General features: G+C 71.0%; 14 protein-coding genes and 1 pseudogene. 6 read left to right on the top strand and 9 right to left on the bottom strand.

What is annotated here, in order from left to right; genetic code table 11:
* The first annotated feature begins 63 nt into the window (after positions 1-63).
* Both KBX26_RS29220 and KBX26_RS29215 read left to right on the top strand, forming a co-directional pair.
* Positions 64-1,524, top strand: a complete 1,461-nt coding sequence (locus tag KBX26_RS29220; protein WP_210866863.1) for an SDR family oxidoreductase — start codon at positions 64-66, stop codon at positions 1,522-1,524.
* A gap of 39 nt (positions 1,525-1,563) precedes the next feature.
* Positions 1,564-2,040 carry a heme-degrading domain-containing protein gene (locus KBX26_RS29215; RefSeq protein ID WP_030337646.1) on the top strand — a complete coding sequence of 159 codons (477 nt, stop codon included), beginning with the start codon at positions 1,564-1,566 and terminating at the stop codon, positions 2,038-2,040.
* A 75-nt stretch (positions 2,041-2,115) separates the two neighbouring features.
* On the opposite strand, the gene KBX26_RS29210 is transcribed toward KBX26_RS29215, so the two are convergent.
* Positions 2,116-3,492 (bottom strand): NAD(P)/FAD-dependent oxidoreductase, encoded by a 1,377-nt coding sequence (locus tag KBX26_RS29210; RefSeq protein ID WP_210866862.1) that lies wholly within the window; start codon positions 3,490-3,492, stop codon positions 2,116-2,118.
* A gap of 302 nt (positions 3,493-3,794) precedes the next feature.
* Between KBX26_RS29210 and KBX26_RS29205 the strand changes: the two genes are divergently transcribed.
* On the top strand, positions 3,795-5,129 hold the full coding sequence (locus tag KBX26_RS29205; protein WP_210866861.1) for an alpha/beta hydrolase: 1,335 nt from the start codon (positions 3,795-3,797) through the stop codon (positions 5,127-5,129).
* Between the two features lie 67 nt (positions 5,130-5,196).
* Here KBX26_RS29205 and KBX26_RS29200 read toward each other — a convergent pair whose 3' ends face one another.
* A complete protein-coding gene (locus KBX26_RS29200; protein ID WP_036412593.1) occupies positions 5,197-6,417 on the bottom strand; it encodes an MFS transporter in 1,221 nt (406 codons plus the stop codon).
* A 41-nt stretch (positions 6,418-6,458) separates the two neighbouring features.
* On the opposite strand from KBX26_RS29200, the gene KBX26_RS29195 reads away from it, so the two are divergent.
* The gene (locus tag KBX26_RS29195) at positions 6,459-7,553 is read left to right on the top strand and encodes an ROK family transcriptional regulator (RefSeq protein ID WP_030337650.1); all 1,095 of its coding nucleotides are present in this window, start codon (positions 6,459-6,461) and stop codon (positions 7,551-7,553) included.
* A 19-nt stretch (positions 7,554-7,572) separates the two neighbouring features.
* Here KBX26_RS29195 and KBX26_RS29190 read toward each other — a convergent pair whose 3' ends face one another.
* From KBX26_RS29190 to KBX26_RS29180, 3 genes are all read right to left on the bottom strand, one after another.
* A complete protein-coding gene (locus KBX26_RS29190) occupies positions 7,573-7,956 on the bottom strand; it encodes a MerR family transcriptional regulator (protein WP_030337651.1) in 384 nt (127 codons plus the stop codon).
* Between the two features lie 139 nt (positions 7,957-8,095).
* On the bottom strand, positions 8,096-8,296 hold the full coding sequence (locus KBX26_RS29185; RefSeq protein WP_210866860.1) for a nuclear transport factor 2 family protein: 201 nt from the start codon (positions 8,294-8,296) through the stop codon (positions 8,096-8,098).
* 147 nt (positions 8,297-8,443) lie between these two features.
* Positions 8,444-9,700, bottom strand: a complete 1,257-nt coding sequence (locus tag KBX26_RS29180) for an Ig-like domain-containing protein (protein ID WP_247681205.1) — start codon at positions 9,698-9,700, stop codon at positions 8,444-8,446.
* 185 nt (positions 9,701-9,885) lie between these two features.
* Between KBX26_RS29180 and KBX26_RS29175 the strand changes: the two genes are divergently transcribed.
* Positions 9,886-10,422, top strand: coding sequence for a hypothetical protein (locus KBX26_RS29175; RefSeq protein WP_210866859.1), 537 nt, complete (start codon positions 9,886-9,888; stop codon positions 10,420-10,422).
* Positions 10,423-10,649: 227 nt separating this feature from the next.
* Complete coding sequence (locus KBX26_RS29170; protein WP_210866858.1) at positions 10,650-11,792, top strand: DUF1996 domain-containing protein; 1,143 nt, start codon at positions 10,650-10,652, stop codon at positions 11,790-11,792.
* A 107-nt stretch (positions 11,793-11,899) separates the two neighbouring features.
* Here the strand turns inward: KBX26_RS29170 and KBX26_RS29165 are convergent, their stop codons facing one another.
* The 4 genes and pseudogenes from KBX26_RS29165 to KBX26_RS29150 form a co-directional block, all read right to left on the bottom strand.
* Positions 11,900-12,853 carry a cyclase family protein gene (locus tag KBX26_RS29165; RefSeq protein WP_247681204.1) on the bottom strand — a complete coding sequence of 318 codons (954 nt, stop codon included), beginning with the start codon at positions 12,851-12,853 and terminating at the stop codon, positions 11,900-11,902.
* A gap of 112 nt (positions 12,854-12,965) precedes the next feature.
* Positions 12,966-13,223, bottom strand: coding sequence for a hypothetical protein (locus KBX26_RS29160; RefSeq protein WP_247681203.1), 258 nt, complete (start codon positions 13,221-13,223; stop codon positions 12,966-12,968).
* A 17-nt stretch (positions 13,224-13,240) separates the two neighbouring features.
* Positions 13,241-13,591 (bottom strand): annotated as a pseudogene (locus tag KBX26_RS33105) (hypothetical protein); the annotation flags it as partial.
* 164 nt (positions 13,592-13,755) lie between these two features.
* Entirely contained in the window at positions 13,756-14,967 is a 1,212-nt protein-coding gene (locus KBX26_RS29150) for a helix-turn-helix transcriptional regulator (protein WP_210866881.1), read from the bottom strand.
* Between the last annotated feature and the right edge of the window lie 206 nt (positions 14,968-15,173).

The raw sequence follows: 15,173 nt of genomic DNA, 5'->3' as shown, positions 1-15,173 counted from the left end.
TCGGGTCGGACTTGGGGCGGGCCGGCTGGAGCCGGCACGGGATACGGGACGAGACAACGACGCATGACGGTGGACAACATTACCGAAAACGGTCAGCACGGTATTGACCGGAGCCGGCTGGAGGCCTGCCTCAGCGTCTTCGATGAGTTGGAGGCACTTCCCTCCGACCATCCCGACGTGGTGCGGGTGCAGCGGGCCACCGCCCGGCTCTACAAGGTGATCAAGCAGCGGCGGCGGGAGGAGCGGCGCGACGCCATCCTCGCCGCCGACCGGGCGGTGACGGAGGCCACCGCCACCGGCGCTCCCGGGCGGATCGACGACGAGACGCAGGGCATTCCGTTGGCGTCCTCGGTGGCGGGCGAGACGGCGGGCTTCCTGCACAACCCGCGCGGGTGCTACGTCTGCAAACAGCGCTACCGCCAGGTGGACGCGTTCTACCACCAGCTCTGCCCGTCCTGCGCCGCGCTCAACCGGGAGCGCCGCGACGCCCGTACCGACCTGACCGGCCGGCGCGCGCTGCTCACCGGCGGACGCGCCAAGATCGGCATGTACATCGCGCTGCGGCTGCTGCGCGACGGCGCGCACACGACGGTGACGACCCGGTTCCCGCACGACGCGGTCCGCCGCTTCACCGCGATGCCGGACAGCGGGGACTGGCTGCACCGGCTGCGCATCGTCGGGATCGACCTGCGTGACCCCGCCCAGGTGATCGCCCTCGCCGACGACGTCAGCAGCCAGGGCCCTCTCGACATCCTGATCAACAACGCGGCGCAGACCGTCCGCCGGTCCCCCGGGGCGTACGCGCAGCTGATCGCCGCGGAGGCGGCGGCCCTGCCGGACGGTCCGCTGCCGGAGCTGCTCACGTTCGCCAAGCCGGACGGCCCGGGCGGCCCGGTGGGCAGCCTGACCGCCGGGCCCCAGTCGACAGCGCTCACCCCGCACGCGTTGACCGCGCTGGCACTGACCAGCGGCTCGGCCTCACCGGACCGGATCGCGGCGTCCACCGCCATCGACGCCGGCGGGCTGGTGCCCGACCTCGACTCGGTCAACAGCTGGGTCCAGCGCGTGCAGGAGGTCGATCCGGTCGAGCTGCTCGAGGTGCAGCTGTGCAACGTCACCGCGCCGTTCGTGCTGGTCAGCCGGCTGCGCCCGGCGATGGCCGCCGCGTCGGCCCGGCGCAAGTACGTAGTGAACGTGTCGGCCATGGAGGGCCAGTTCGGCCGCGGTTACAAGGGGCCGGGGCATCCGCACACCAACATGGCCAAGGCGGCGTTGAACATGCTGACCCGCACCAGCGCCGAGGAGATGTTGACCGACGGCATCCTGATGACCAGCGTCGACACCGGCTGGATCACCGACGAACGCCCGCACCCGACGAAGATGCGGCTGGCCGACGAGGGCTTCCACGCCCCGCTGGACCTGGTCGACGGCGCGGCCCGGGTGTACGACCCGATCGTCCGCGGCGAGCAGGGCGAGGACCTGTACGGCTGTTTCCTGAAGGACTACGCGCCCTGCGCCTGGTGATCGACCGATGATCGCCTCTGCACCATGAGGAGAAGAGACATGTCAGCTGACAGTGCATCGTGGCCGACGCTTGACGAGCTGCTGCGCGAGGAGAGCGAGCTGGAGCTCGCGGGCCTGTCCGAGACCGACGCGTACGAGCTGGGGATGCTCGCCGTCACCGCCGCCACCGAGCAGCGGCTGCCGGTCTCGGTGGGCGTGTGGCGGGCCGGACGGCAGCTGTTCCACTGTGGTCTGCCGGGGTCGACGGCGGACAACGACGCGTGGCTGCGCCGCAAGGGCCGGGTGGTGATGCGGTTCGAGCACTCGTCGCTCTACATGGCCCGACTGTGCCAGGACAAGCAGGTGACGCTGGCCGAGCGGTTCGGCCTGCCGGCCTCGCGGTACGCGGCGGCCGGGGGCGCGCTGCCCCTGCGGGTGCGCGGCACCGGCGTCGTGGGCTGGGTCGGTGTCTCCGGGCTGCCGCAGCTGGACGACCACCGCTTCGTGGTCGACATCCTCCGCAAGCTCCCCCGCTAGGGCCGTCCCGGCGGCCTCGCGACGAGGCCGCCGGGCACCATCCAGCGGCCTCGCGACGAGGTCGCTGGGCACCGCTCAGTGGGCGCGACGGTTGGCCCGCAGTGCGCCCAGCAGCACGCTCGGCCGGGCCAGTGAGCTGGGGTGCTCGCGCATGGAGACGACGTCGTTGAACCGTCGCGCGGTCGGCACGTCGGTGACTGTCGCGGCGATGACCTGCCGGCTGGCCCAGCTGGAGAGCCGGTGGCCGCGCGGGTAGGGCCCGTCGACGTGGGGCAACGCCAGGTCCGCCGAGGTCGACAGTGACCAGGCGGCGTCGACCACGACCTTCTGGAGCGCGAGGTAGTGGCGCGCGGGCGCCCGCAGGTCCGGGTGGGACCGGAGGTACGTCGACAGGCACGCCGCGTGCAGGGCCGCCGCCGTCATGCCCTGCCCGTACACCGGGTTGAACGACGCGACCGCGTCGCCGACGCTGACCAGGCCGGCCGGGAACCGCTTGAGCGCGTGGAAGTCCCGTCGCCGGCTGTCGGCGTGGTGGTAGGTCTGGACGTCGCCGATCATCTCCTGGTCGGCGACCTCGCCGAACTCCGGTGGGAACTGCTCCCGCAGGCGGCGGACGAAGTCCTCCGCGGTGCGGCCCGGACGGTCGTCGCCGTAACCGGCCATCATGGCCATCCACCGGCCGTCCTCGATGGCGAAGAACGCCGCCCCGGCCACGTCCAGCCCCGTTCCCGGTGTGTTCAGGGCCAGCACGACGGTGGAGGCCGGGGTGGGCTCCGGACGACGGAACAGGGCGGTCGCGTAGTTGAGGTGCACTGTCATCCGCCGGGTGACCGGTCGCTCCCAGTCGGCCCGCTCCAGCCAGTCGGACAGTTTGCTGGACCGCCCCATGGCGTCCACCACGAGGTCGCCGCGCTCGACACCGGGCACCCTGGCGACCTCGCACCGGACCCCGGTGACCGCGTCGTCGTCGAACGTGAGGCCGGTCGCACGGGCGGTGATCGTCTTGACGTTGGGCAGTCGGAGCACCTGCTTTCGGATCAGGCCCTCCAGCAGCGGCCGACTGCCCGCCAGGCTGTCGGCGTCGTCGGGGACGACGACCTTCAGCCGCCCGTCGAGGTAGTTGCGTCGGGCCGTGGGCGGCGCCTCGATCGCGCCGCGTGCCAGTGCCTCGTCGCGGAAACCGGGAAACAGCCGCTCCAGCTGGAAGAGGCCGCCGGGCAGCAGCGCGTGCAGCTGCGTCCCCTGGGGTACGCCGGGACGCGCGCCGGTCACCTGCGGGTCGTCCCGGTCGATGATGACGACGGTGTCGGCGTGGTCGGACAGCACCCGGGCGGCGAGCAGACCGGCGACGCTGCCGCCGACCACGACGGCCCTTCCCATCGTCGGTGCCGGCTGGTCAGGGGGTCGAGCCGCGTTCAGCTCAGCGAAGACCCGGGATGGGGAGAGGGACATCGTGCTCTCCAAGGGGGTAACGAGGTGTGTGCCCTCCCCGGTCACTGCCCGCGTCCGTGCGCGGGGCAGGCCGGTGGACGGTCGTTCGACGTGATGCCCGCCGATCGTCGCACAACCAAACGAACGGCAACGACCTGTGTCTGCCAGCTGACGCCGTGTCGACCGACGCGTCCAGGGGCTCGGTGCACGGACGGGGCGTCCGACCCGGGTCGGGAGACCGTGCGGTGTGGACCATCGCGCCACACCCTGACACGATACTTGCGCTAGCAGTGCAAATACTTCGTCCGTCAGGTGGAGGATCGATGCACACATCTCGCCGGAGACTGCTCTCCGTGCTGGTCGGGGTCGGAGTGGCCCTCGCCGCCAGCCTGTCCGCCGTCGCCGTCCCCCGCGCCGCCGAAGCCGCCGCCGCACCGACGTACCGTCCGGTGATCTTCATCCACGGCAGCGCGGGGTCGGCGGCCCAGTTCGAGTCCCAGGCCAAACGGCTGGCCAGCAACGGCTACCCGATCGACATCATCGAAGCTCACGAGTACGACTCCCCGAACGTCGCGGCGGTCCTGCCCCAGCTGTACGCGGGACTCGACGCGCGGATCTCCCGCCTGCTGGCGACCAGCGGCGCGGACCGGGTCGACCTGGTCGCGCACTCGCTGGGCACCTTCGTCACCCAGGGCTACCTCACCAGCTCGCCGGAGCGCGCCGCCCGGGTCGCGCACTACGTCAACCTGGACGGGCGCACCGCCGCCGCCCCGCCGGGTGGTGTGCCCACCCTGGCGATCTGGGGCGAGGGCGACCCGGCCCGCGCCATCGTCGGCGCGACCAACGTGCACCTGTCGGACCAGTCGCACACCCAGACCGTGTCGTCGGCGGAGTCGTTCACCGAGGTCTTCCGATTCCTGCGGGGCCGCGCGCCGCACACGACGCGGATCGTGCCCCAGCTCTTCGGCACCGCCCTGGTCTCCGGACGCGCCGTGCTCTTCCCGAGCAACGTCGGCGTCACCGGTGCCACGCTTGAGGTCTACCCGGTCAGCCCGCTGACCGGCGGCCGGCTGTCACACCGGCCCGCGCATCGGCTGTCGCTCGGTGGCGACGGCTCGTTCGGCCCGCTCCCGGTGCTCGCCACGGCCCGCTACGAGTTCGCCATCGTGCGCCCCGGCGCGGCGACGCACCACTTCTACTTCCAGCCGTTCCTGCGCTCGGACTCGTTCGTCCGCCTCGCGACCAGCGTGCCGGGCGAGGGCCTCAGCGCCCTGGTCGACACCAGCGACCGGCACACGGCGCTCACCATCCAACGGCAGAAGGAGTGGTGGGGCGACCAGGGCGACGCCGGTGACCGGCTCTGGATCAACGGCACTGATGTCCTGAACGCGGCGAACACCCCGCGCGCCAAGCGGACGATCGGCATCTTCGCCTTCGACGACGGCAGCGATGGCGTGACGGACCTGACGGCCCCGCTGCCGGAGTTCTTCAGCCAGACCTTCATCACCGGCATGGACGTCTTCATCCCGGCGACGCCGGCACACCTCGGCCTGGTGCGGATCACCGTGGGTCAACGCGGTGGTGGCCATGAGGTGATCAACGTGCCGAACTGGAAGTCGAGCACCGACCGGGTGACGGTCACGGTGGACGACTTCTGACGGCGTCCCCCGGGGCGGCCCGGCCACCTCGAACCGCGAGGATGGCCGGGACCCGCCCGGGGGGTTGTCAGACGGTGGCCGGGACGCGCACCCGCTGTCGTCGTCCGACGGCGAAGCTGACCAGCCCCAGGACCAACCCGACGACCGCCAGGACGACGCCCACCCGGGCCGGCGCGAGGTAACCGAGGCCGGCGGCGATGGCAACGCTGCCCAGGGCGGCGCCGAGGCTGTTCGCGATGTTCATTGCCGACTGGTTGAGCGCCGCGCCCATCAGCTGCGCTCCCGGTGCGACGGTGATCAGGCGCGCCTGGAGGACCGGACCGAGATAGAGGCTGGTCGCGCCGACCAGGAACGCGCCCACGAACAGACCGACGCGGGTCGACGCCACGAGGCTGAACACGGCGATGCTCACGATCATCGCCACGAAGCCGATGACCATGCTGCGCCGCAGGTCGCGGTCCGCCAACCAACCGCCCAGGGCATTGCCGACGGTCATCCCGAGACCCACCGCCACCAGGGCCCACGGCACCGTCGCGGCGGAGAGACCGGTGACGTCGGTGGTGACCGGCGCGATGTAGGTGTTCACCGCGAAGAAGCCGGCGAAACCGACAGCGCCGGTCGCGGCGACCAGCCAGACCTGCGAGGTCCGCAGCGCCCGCAGCTCGGCCGCCGGCGAGCCGTCGACCGCCGCGGCGACCTCCGGCACGACCGCCAGCACCGCCAGCAGGGTGAGCAGGAAGAAGCCGGCGATGACCAGGTACGCCACCCGCCAGCCGGCCGCCTGCCCGAGCCGCGTGATGAGGGGTACGCCGACCAGGTTGCTCACGGTCAGACCACCGAGCACCGTGGCGAACCCACGCGCCTCGTTGCCGGGGCCCATCAGGGTCGCCGCGAGCAGACCGGCCGCACCGAAGTACGCGCCGTGCGGCAGCGCCGCCGCGAACCGTGCCACCAGCACCAGGTCGAAGGTGGGGGCGAGCGCGGAGGCGACGGTGCCGACGGCGAACAGCACGAGCAGCCCGAGGACGAGCTTCTTGCGGGGCAGGCGCGCGCTCAACGCGGCGATCAGCGGCGCGCCGACGACCACACCGAGCGCGTACGCGGTGATCATCCATCCGGCGCGGGCGACCGCGTCCGACGACGACTGCGCGTACTCGTGCGGAAGCAGACCGCGGGCGATGTCGGGCAGCAGCCCCATCGCCACGAACTCGGTCAGGCCGACCGCGACGCCACCCAGTGCCAGCGCGGCCAGTGCCGCCAACCGCCGACCTCTGCTCAACTCGATCACCGAAAAAATTTAGCAACAGCGTTGCGTAATAGGGTGGTGAGATGACTCGCGTCACTGCCGACGTCACCTTCCTGCGCGGCTACAACCAGGCACTGGTCATGGCGGTGGGGCGTACCGCCGGCACCTTCGAGCGCGCCACGGTGGTCGAGGCCACCGGCCTGACGCCACAGGCGGTCTCCAAGGTCATCGCCCGGCTGACCGCCGACGGCCTGATCCGCCCCGCCGGTGTCCGACGTCCGGGCATCGGCAAGCCCGCCGTCGTCTACGAACTCGTCCCGGACAGCCGGTACGCCATCGGCGCGCACGTGGCCCGGCGCACACTGCGGCTCGTCCTGGTCGACCTGGCCGGCACCGTGCACCACTCGGCGGTCAGCCCGCTGCCCCGCGACTTCACCCCGGAGCAGCTCCTCGACGCCCTGGCCACCGGCGTCGACACGATGGCCGGCGTCGGCGACCTGCGGGGCCGGCTCACCGGGCTGGGCATCGGCATGATCGGCCCACTCGACCACGCCAACGGCCTGGTCCGCGACGCCCACGGCCTACGGCACTGGCACGACGTACCGCTGCGCGAGATCGCCGAGAAGCACCTGGGCCTCCCCGTCCACCTGGACAAGGACGTCACCGCCGGGATCACGGCGGAGGCCTGGCGGCACGGCGCGACGTTCGGCGACGCGGCCCTCATCATGGTCGAGTCCGGCATCGGCGCGGGCTTCTGGCTGGGCGGCGCGACCCACCGTGGGGCGCACACCAACGCGGGCGAATTCGGCCACACCGTCGTCGACCTGACCGGGCCCCGCTGCGTCTGCGGCCGGCACGGGTGTCTGGAGATCGTGCACCAGCACGCCGCCGAGGCCGGGGACGTCGCACACGCCGCCCGGGTGCTGGCCGTGGGCGTGGTCAACCTGCTCCAGACCCTCGATCTCGCGCACGTGGTGCTGGCGGGCGCGGACCTCCTCCGGCACCCGCAGACCTACCTCTCGGCGGTCACCGGGGCCGTGCAGGCCGACGCACGGCGTGCGGCCTGGCTCAGCACGAGGGTGACAGTGTCCAGCCTGGGCGCGGACGTGATCGCCGCGGGCGCCGCGATACAGGTCCTCGACCAGCACTACGGCATCCCGGCGCTGGCAGCGAGCTGACCACCGACCACCGGCACCGCTACGAGTCCGGTGTACCGGTGTCCGTGTAGGCGCAACCGCTGGCCGGGCCCTCGCTGAGCGCGATGACCCTGTCGAGCCGCTCGCGCGCCTGCTGGAGTTGGGTGATCTGCCGCTCGATGCGGTCGCGTTCGGCGCGGAGCATGGCCCGCGACTGCGGTGTGTTGACCTTCGCGTCGACGCAGGGCAGCAGGTCCAGGATGGTCCGGCTGGACAGGCCGGCGGCGTACAGCATCTGGATCAGGCGTACCCGGTCGATGGCCTCGTCGAGGTAGTGGCGCTGGCCGCCACCGCTTCGGGCGGCGGTCAACAGGCCCTGCTCCTCGTAGTAGCGCAGGGCTCGTACCGACACCCCGGTCTTCGTGGCGAGTTCCCCGATCCGCATGGACCCCTCCCCCGGCTGGTGACGGCAGTCACCCAACCTCGCCCCTCACATGAACGTCAGGTTTCACCGTAGCTCGTATGGTGCTCGTCCCCAACCCGGCCGGGAGCCCGTCAGGCAGGCGCCGCGACGGCGCGGTGCCTCACTGGCAGACCCGCCACTCGCCGTCCTCCTTGACCAGCGTCATCACCTGGCTGAACTGCGCGCCGGTGACCTCCTGGACCGCCTCGACGTGGGCGGTCGCGGTGACCCGACCGTTGTAGTTGCTGACGTTCACCCCGGTGATCTCGTAACTGCGGACCTTCAACTGCGCGCCCTGGACCCGGGCGAAGTAACGCAGCACAACGCCAGCAGGGCGCCGACGACGATCAGGACGGTTCGAAGCGTCCGGTTGGGCCTCGGGCCGGGCACCATCATCGGCTCGTACGTCATGGCCCGGAGGGTAGAGCCGCCGGACAAGCGGTGCGTCCGCCGCCGGACGCCGGTTGATTCAGCCGCCGGCGGCGGACGGCCCCGGCGTCGGTGCACCGTCCGCTACCGCGCGGGCCGGCGGCGCCGCTCGAAGATCCGTGGGTACGGGTAGTGCGCTGCCCTTGATGAACTGGGCCCAACTGGTGTTCCAGGCCGTCCAGCCGTTGCCCGGCTGGAGCCGGACCTCGGTGCCGGTGACGGTGACCAGGTCACCGACCTGGGTGACGCCCATCAGCCAGTCGGCGTTGGCCGGCGAGATGTTCGTGCAGCCGTGCGAGACGTTCCGGTGTCCCTGATCCGACACCGACCAGGGCGCCCCGTGGATGAACTCGCCGCCCCAGGTGAGCCGTTGGGCGTCAGCGACGTCCACCACGTAGCCGCCGTTCGGCTCGCCGCGCGTGTCGAACGTGGTCTGCTGGTGCTTCTCCATGATCACCATCTTGCCGCTGGACGTGGGGGTGCCCCGCTTGCCCAGGCTGACCGGGATCGTGCGGATCAGCTTGCCGTCGCGCAGCACGCGCATCTGCTTGGTGGCGTTGTCGATGTCGAGCGCCACCTGCCGTCCGATCCGGGACGTCGCGGTGCGGTCGGCGTCACCGATGTGACTCCCGCCGATCGGCAGACCCGCCAGGCCGGCCCGGACACTGATGGTCGTGCCCGGCCGCCAGAGGTCGCGAGCCCGGTAGTAGACCTGACTGCCGTCGTCCACCCAGGACCACACCCCCGGCTGGGGTGGGTTCGTGGTGACGAACAACCGACGCTGCACGTCGGCGCGGGCCTCGCGGGCGATGGGTGGCTCGAAGCCGATGGTCACTGGCATGGCAGTGCCGTAGGTCCGCTTGTCGGCGATGGACAACGTGCTGGTCACCTGCGGCTTCGTCGACGCCGCCGCAGTGGTGAAGGTGGTGGTGCGGGTGGTGGTCCGCCCGGAGTCGGCGGTGGCGGTCACCATCGCGGTGTAGGTGTGCCGCGGCCGCAGCGCAGCGGTCGGCACCCAGGCCGAGCGGTCCTCCCGTGGCTCCGCACTGACCAGCGCGCCGGTCTCGTCGACCAGGCGTACGGCGGTGATCTTCCCGCCCGTGACGAGCGGCACCACCTCGGCGCTGAGCGGCACGTCCCGGGACAGGTCGGCGGGCGCGACGGTCAACTCCGGCGCCGGGGCCACGCGCTCGGCGGGGCGGGCGGCAGGCTTCCGCTCGGCGGTGCACCCGCCGAGGACCAGAGGTGTCGCCGCGACGGTCACCGCCACCAGCGCCATGCGCCTTCGTATCCCCATCCACCGTCCCCCGGCCTTCGTGTTCTCCGTGGCGGCAATTCTCTCCGCGCCGACGACGCGGTGCGCTGTTTCTCGGGAATCACGCAACGAAGGTGGGACCGTCCGGCGGAGACGGCCGCCGGTGCGCCGCCCTTTCGTGACCCGCGGGACAACGAAGCGTGATGGTGCCATGGAATGCTGCCGACATGCGGAGAAGACGACGTCAATGGATTCTGCTACCGCTCCCCCTCCTCCTGCTGACCGCCTGCACCCCGGCGCATGAGCCGCTGGTCGCTCTCGCCGTCCAGGATGGCCGACCGGTCGGCGTGCTGGTCACCTGCGACGACGATTTCGCTCAGCTCGACGTGTTCGAGAACGACCACCCCAACGACGCGTCCGCTCGCCCCTTCATCAGGTGGAAAGTCACCGGCCGGCCCACGACCGAGGTCGTGGAGGTCGCCCTGCTGGGCCAACCGCCACAGGGCTGGGAGGTCGCTGACCCTGTCGACCTTCCGGCGGCCGAGGCAGGCATGGACGTGGACGTCGAGCCACTCACCGAACTTCGACCCGAGGTCACCTACAGCGTCAGCGGGTCGAGTCGCCGTGACGCCATCTCGGTGGACTTCACCCTCGCGGACCTGCCGCGCATCGGGCCGGACCAGGTGCTCGCGCCGCACGGACGTGACTCGACGAAGGTCGTCTCCCGGGACGCGTTCCTGCGCAAGGCGCGCGACAGCTGCTGACCGGGCCCCGCCGACCGGCCCGGAAGGTGGAGTGCCGCCGCAGCCGCCGATTACAGTTTTTCGAAGAGAGACAGAGAATTGAGATGGAGTCGACATCGAAACGACTCCACAAAGCCGAACAGGCGATCGCTGAGCGCTATTTAAGCGAGAATTAATCGTTTCAGTGGGAAACGAGCAGGGGGCCGACTCGTATTCTTCGGGCTCGGAAGAAAGGTGCGCCCCCATTGATGAACTTCCTATCCACCCCTCGACACCGCCGTTGGGTCACCGCCCTGCTGGTGGTGGGCGTGGCGCTCGCCGCCGGCTGCAAGGAAACGCCGGCCGCTCCTGGCGCGTCCGGCCCGTCCAGCGGCACCGGCACCATCACGCCCGGCCCGGACGCGCCGACGGCCACCGCACCGGGCGGCCCGTCGGCCACAGCGGGCGCCCCGGGCCCGTCGGCCACCCCGTCCGCGCCGGGCACACCGGCGACCCCGGCGACCCCGGCGACCAGCACCGCCCCACCCACCGCCTCCGGTGGCTGGATCACGGTCGACGCGGCCGCGCAGGCCGCCGCGACGAAGGCGTTCTTCGCCCGCAAACCCAAGCCGGTGACCGGAAACCCGGTCACGGTGCCCGAGTTCAACGTCGGCTGTACGACCAGTCACCACAACAGCGACGACCCGATCGTGCTGCCCAAGTTGGTGGGCGCCTCGCACAACCACACCTTCTGGGGCAACAGGTCGACAGACGCCACCTCGACCGCCGAGTCGCTGCGGGCGTCGAAGGCGACCACCTGCAACTCGCCGGACGACCAGTCCGCCTACTGGGTGCCGACGATGTACCAGAACGGCAAGGTCGTGGACCCGAAGGAGGTGACCGTCTACTACGGTTCCCGCCTGAAGGACCCGAGCAGAACCCAGCCCTTCCCGTTCGGCCTGCGAATGATCACCGGTGACGCCAAGAACCAGGTCGACACCCCGGACAAGCAGGGTAACCATTTCTGGTGTGCCGGCATCGGCGGCGAGATCGGCCGCAGCGCCGACAAGACGTTCCCGGTCTGCGCCAAGACCGCGAACATCGTCCGGCAGATCACCTTCCCGGACTGCTGGGACGGCAAGCACCTGGACAGCCCCGACCACAAGGCGCACATGGCCAACGGGGACCACACCGGGGCCTGCCCGAAGAGCCACCCGGTGCCAGTGCCGTCGGTGTCCTTCGTGATCTCGTACCCGCTGAGCGCGAACACTGACGGCATCACCCTCGCCTCCGGCACGTCCTTCTCCATGCACGCGGACTTCTTCAACGCGTGGCGGGACGAGGCGCTCGCCGCACGGGTGCGCAACTGTCTCGACCAGGGCGTGAAGTGCGACTCGGCAGGCAACTTCTGAGCTGACCTGGCCCGGCCGACCCTCGCGGGTCGGCGATCGTCGAGGTCTCCGGTGGACGGTTCAGCGATCCTGCCGAACCGGACACCGGAGACCTCCGGCCAGCCGGGTCAGAAGGTGGCGATCGGGTTGACCGGGCTGCCGGACGTGCCGGCGAAGCGGACCGGCGCGACCGCCAGTTGGAAATCCCACTGGTCGAGTTCGGTGGCCGTGGCCGCGCACGCCTCCAGGTCGCAGTTGTCGAGCAGCCACAGGCCCATCGCCACCAGGCTCACGGCGTGGACCGGCATCAACACGGCGTCGTACCCCGACGGCTGAACGTCCTGCGGGGTGTCGGCGCCGATCAGCGCGACGCCGCGTTCGTGCAGCCACGGCAGGCAGGACGCGTGCCAGCCTGCCTGGGTGAAACCGCTGGCCGCACCGTTCTCGTGCCGGAAGCGGCCGTAGCCGGTGCGCAGAAGGACCGCGTCGCCGGGACGCACCCGCACGCCCTGGCGACGCTCGGCCTCGTCCAGATCGTCGGGAAACACCCCCTGCCCCGGCGTCAGCCACGGCACATCGCGGGCCGCCGCCACGTCGAGCAGGACACCCCGGGTGACGATCCCGTCCGCCGCCGCCGTGACGGCCGCCCACGCCGAACCCGTCGCGGCGTCGACAGACGAGTGCGGCCGTCCGTTGTACAGGGAGCCGTCCCAGAAGATGTGGCACGGCGAGTCGAGGTGGGTGAGGGTATTGCCGTGGAACGTGATGCCGAGCCGCTCGGATGAGAAACCCCAGTGCCGGTCGGCGTGGAAGTGCGCCGGCATGTTCTCGGCGCCCGGCATGTCGGCGGCGCACGGGCAGACCGTCGTCGACCGGTCCATGTCGCCCGGTACGGCGACCTCCCACGCGCAGGACACGCTTCTGCCGTGGCGTACGGCCCGCGCCGCCGCCAGCCGCACGTCGTCGGTGATGAGGTTCAGCGTTCCGCGCTCGTCGTCGTCGCCCCACCGTCCCCAGTTCGACAGCGTGTCGAAGTATCCGAGCACGTCGTCCTGGGTCGGGATCGGTCGCCCCGTCGTCATCCCGCATCGACTCCTCTGCTCACGTGGTGCGCGACACCGCGGCTCAGGGTATCCGGCCGCGACACAAGCACAGGCCGGGTGGCGGCACGGGTCCGGCCAGGGCGTCGGTCGACTAGGGCTCGGCTCGGGCGGACCGGCACTGTTGCGGCACTGCTGGATTCGGCAGGTCGGCATCCCTGGTCCAGCCGAGGAACCGGCGGTGCAGCACCCCGGCCGGTGTCCACGGCATGTCCTCGGTCGCCTGCACGAGGTAGGACCCGAGGTAGAGAGTCAGCGACACGGGGGCATCCGCATACTCCGCCCGCAGCTCGCGCTTGCGGGTCCGGCAGGGCCAGGGCAGGCCGCAGCCACCGCAGCTCCAGATCGGCATGACCGGACCGTGGACGGTCACCGCACACCCGCCAGGAAGCGATCAGTGATCGCCCGTGCCTGCCGGCTGGTCGCCCAGTCGACCTGCCAGCACGGGTACGGCGTGAGCCGAGCCCACCACGCCCGGCAACCAACACACATGCCGTCCAGCCCTCGGACGTGCACCGCGAGGATCGTCTGCTCCTGGCCGCCGTTCATTCCTCGTCCACCTGCGGCCAGTGCCCTCGACTGATCGGGATCCGGTGCCGGCCGCGACAGGGCAGGTCGGCTCCGCAGCGGCAGACACGCCGCCAGAGCTCCCACGACCACACCGGCCGATGCCGCCGGGCAAAAGTCAACGCGGTGGCCGAGAGGTACTCGTCGTACGAGACGCGCCGCATGCGCCCTCCCTCGTCGATCAGGAGGGCGGCATCATCGCCCTCTCCTGAGGGGGACGCGGCGACCAGGCGATTGCCGCACCGCCCGCCGCATCCCGTGAGGGCGACGCTACGTACCGTCGCAGTGCGGAATGGGTAAGGTTCCTACCCCTTAGATCACGAGACCAGGCCAACCTTCACCGCGAGGTCACGGGCATCATCGCGGGTGGACCGCGGGCCGTCGAGCAGGTCCAGGGTGATCTGTCGGGCGTACCCGTTGAAGCGGATCGTCTCCGGGGCCGACTCGTACGCCTGACGGAGGGTCGCCACGGCCGTTTCCTTGTCGTCCTTGCCGTAGTGCGCCCGCGCGACCTCGATGAGATGGCGTGCCCGGCGCGGCCTCGACGGAATCGCCGCCGAATCGTGGCGGCGTGCCTGCCGAACCGCCTCACCCGACTTCTGCAACTCCACCGCCACGGTCACCGCGTGAGCGCCCATGATGACCTGCGAGAACGACGTCTGCGGCTGGTAGAAGCCCTGCGGCAGTCGCTGCGCCACCCGGTCCGCGCGATCCCAGTACCGCCAGGCCCGCCCTTCCTCACCGGCGCGGGCGGCGGTGTAGGCAGCCTCGAAGTTCAACGCACCCCACAGCGCCAACAGGTTCGTGTTCCCGTCGGCCGTCCGCGGTTCCAGCACCGACAGAAGGTCCAGGGTCACCACCATCGCGGTGTCCCAGTCCCCGGCATCCCGATGCACCTGGCACAGGAACCACCCCGCGCACGCCAGCGCCTCCGGATCGCCGGACTCCTGCCCCGCCACCATCGCCCGGTCCGCGACCCGCCACAACAACTCCGCAGCGGGTTGGTAGGCAAGGAACATCTGCGTCAACCCGAACGTCTCCGCCAACAGGGCCTGAGCCTGCCGACGCTCATCACCCTCGTACGCCAACGCGGCGCGCTGCACGTCGCGCAGCAGCCCCGGCAACAACCCGCCCAGCACCGTACGGTGATCCGACGCCTGATGACGTGCCCGCCACGCCGTCGCAAGCCGACCCCTCAGGCTCGTCAACGACTCCGGGGAAGCCTCCTCGGAAACGACGAAACGGTTCACCGCATCCCGGACCGACGCCAGCGCCGGATGCTCCGGCCCGTTGACCACAGCAGACCGGGCGCCCAACTCACCGGCCAGGGCAGACACCTCGACCTTGAGCGCACGCGCGATGCGATCCAGCATGTGAATGCGCGGCGGCAAAATGCGATCGGTCTCCACTGCCTTGACCCACTCAGCGCTGCGCCCGACCAACCCACCGAGCACCGCACGGGTCTTTCCGGACCGCTCGCGGTAGACCTTCAACCGCTGCCCGAAGGTCAACTCCGGCAAGGAATCCATCACGGGCCTCCTCGTAGCGCAGGACAGACCATCGGCGGCCAGGCCGCCGTCACCAAACACTAGCGGGCTGTCCGCCGCCTGATAGCCCGACACAATTCGCGCGCTGCCAACACCACCCTCCATGCCGATATCCAAGTCCCTGGAAACACCACGCAAGCGCAGCTCGCGACGGTCCGGCCCGATACGACGGCGGTGGCGGGGGCCCC

This window comes from Micromonospora sp. C97 (genome assembly GCF_018070385.1).
In the GTDB taxonomy this organism is placed as follows: Bacteria; Actinomycetota; Actinomycetes; order Mycobacteriales; family Micromonosporaceae; genus Micromonospora; species Micromonospora parva.
Note: the sequence above shows the minus strand (reverse complement) of the source record. Positions and strands in the feature narration are given on the sequence as shown.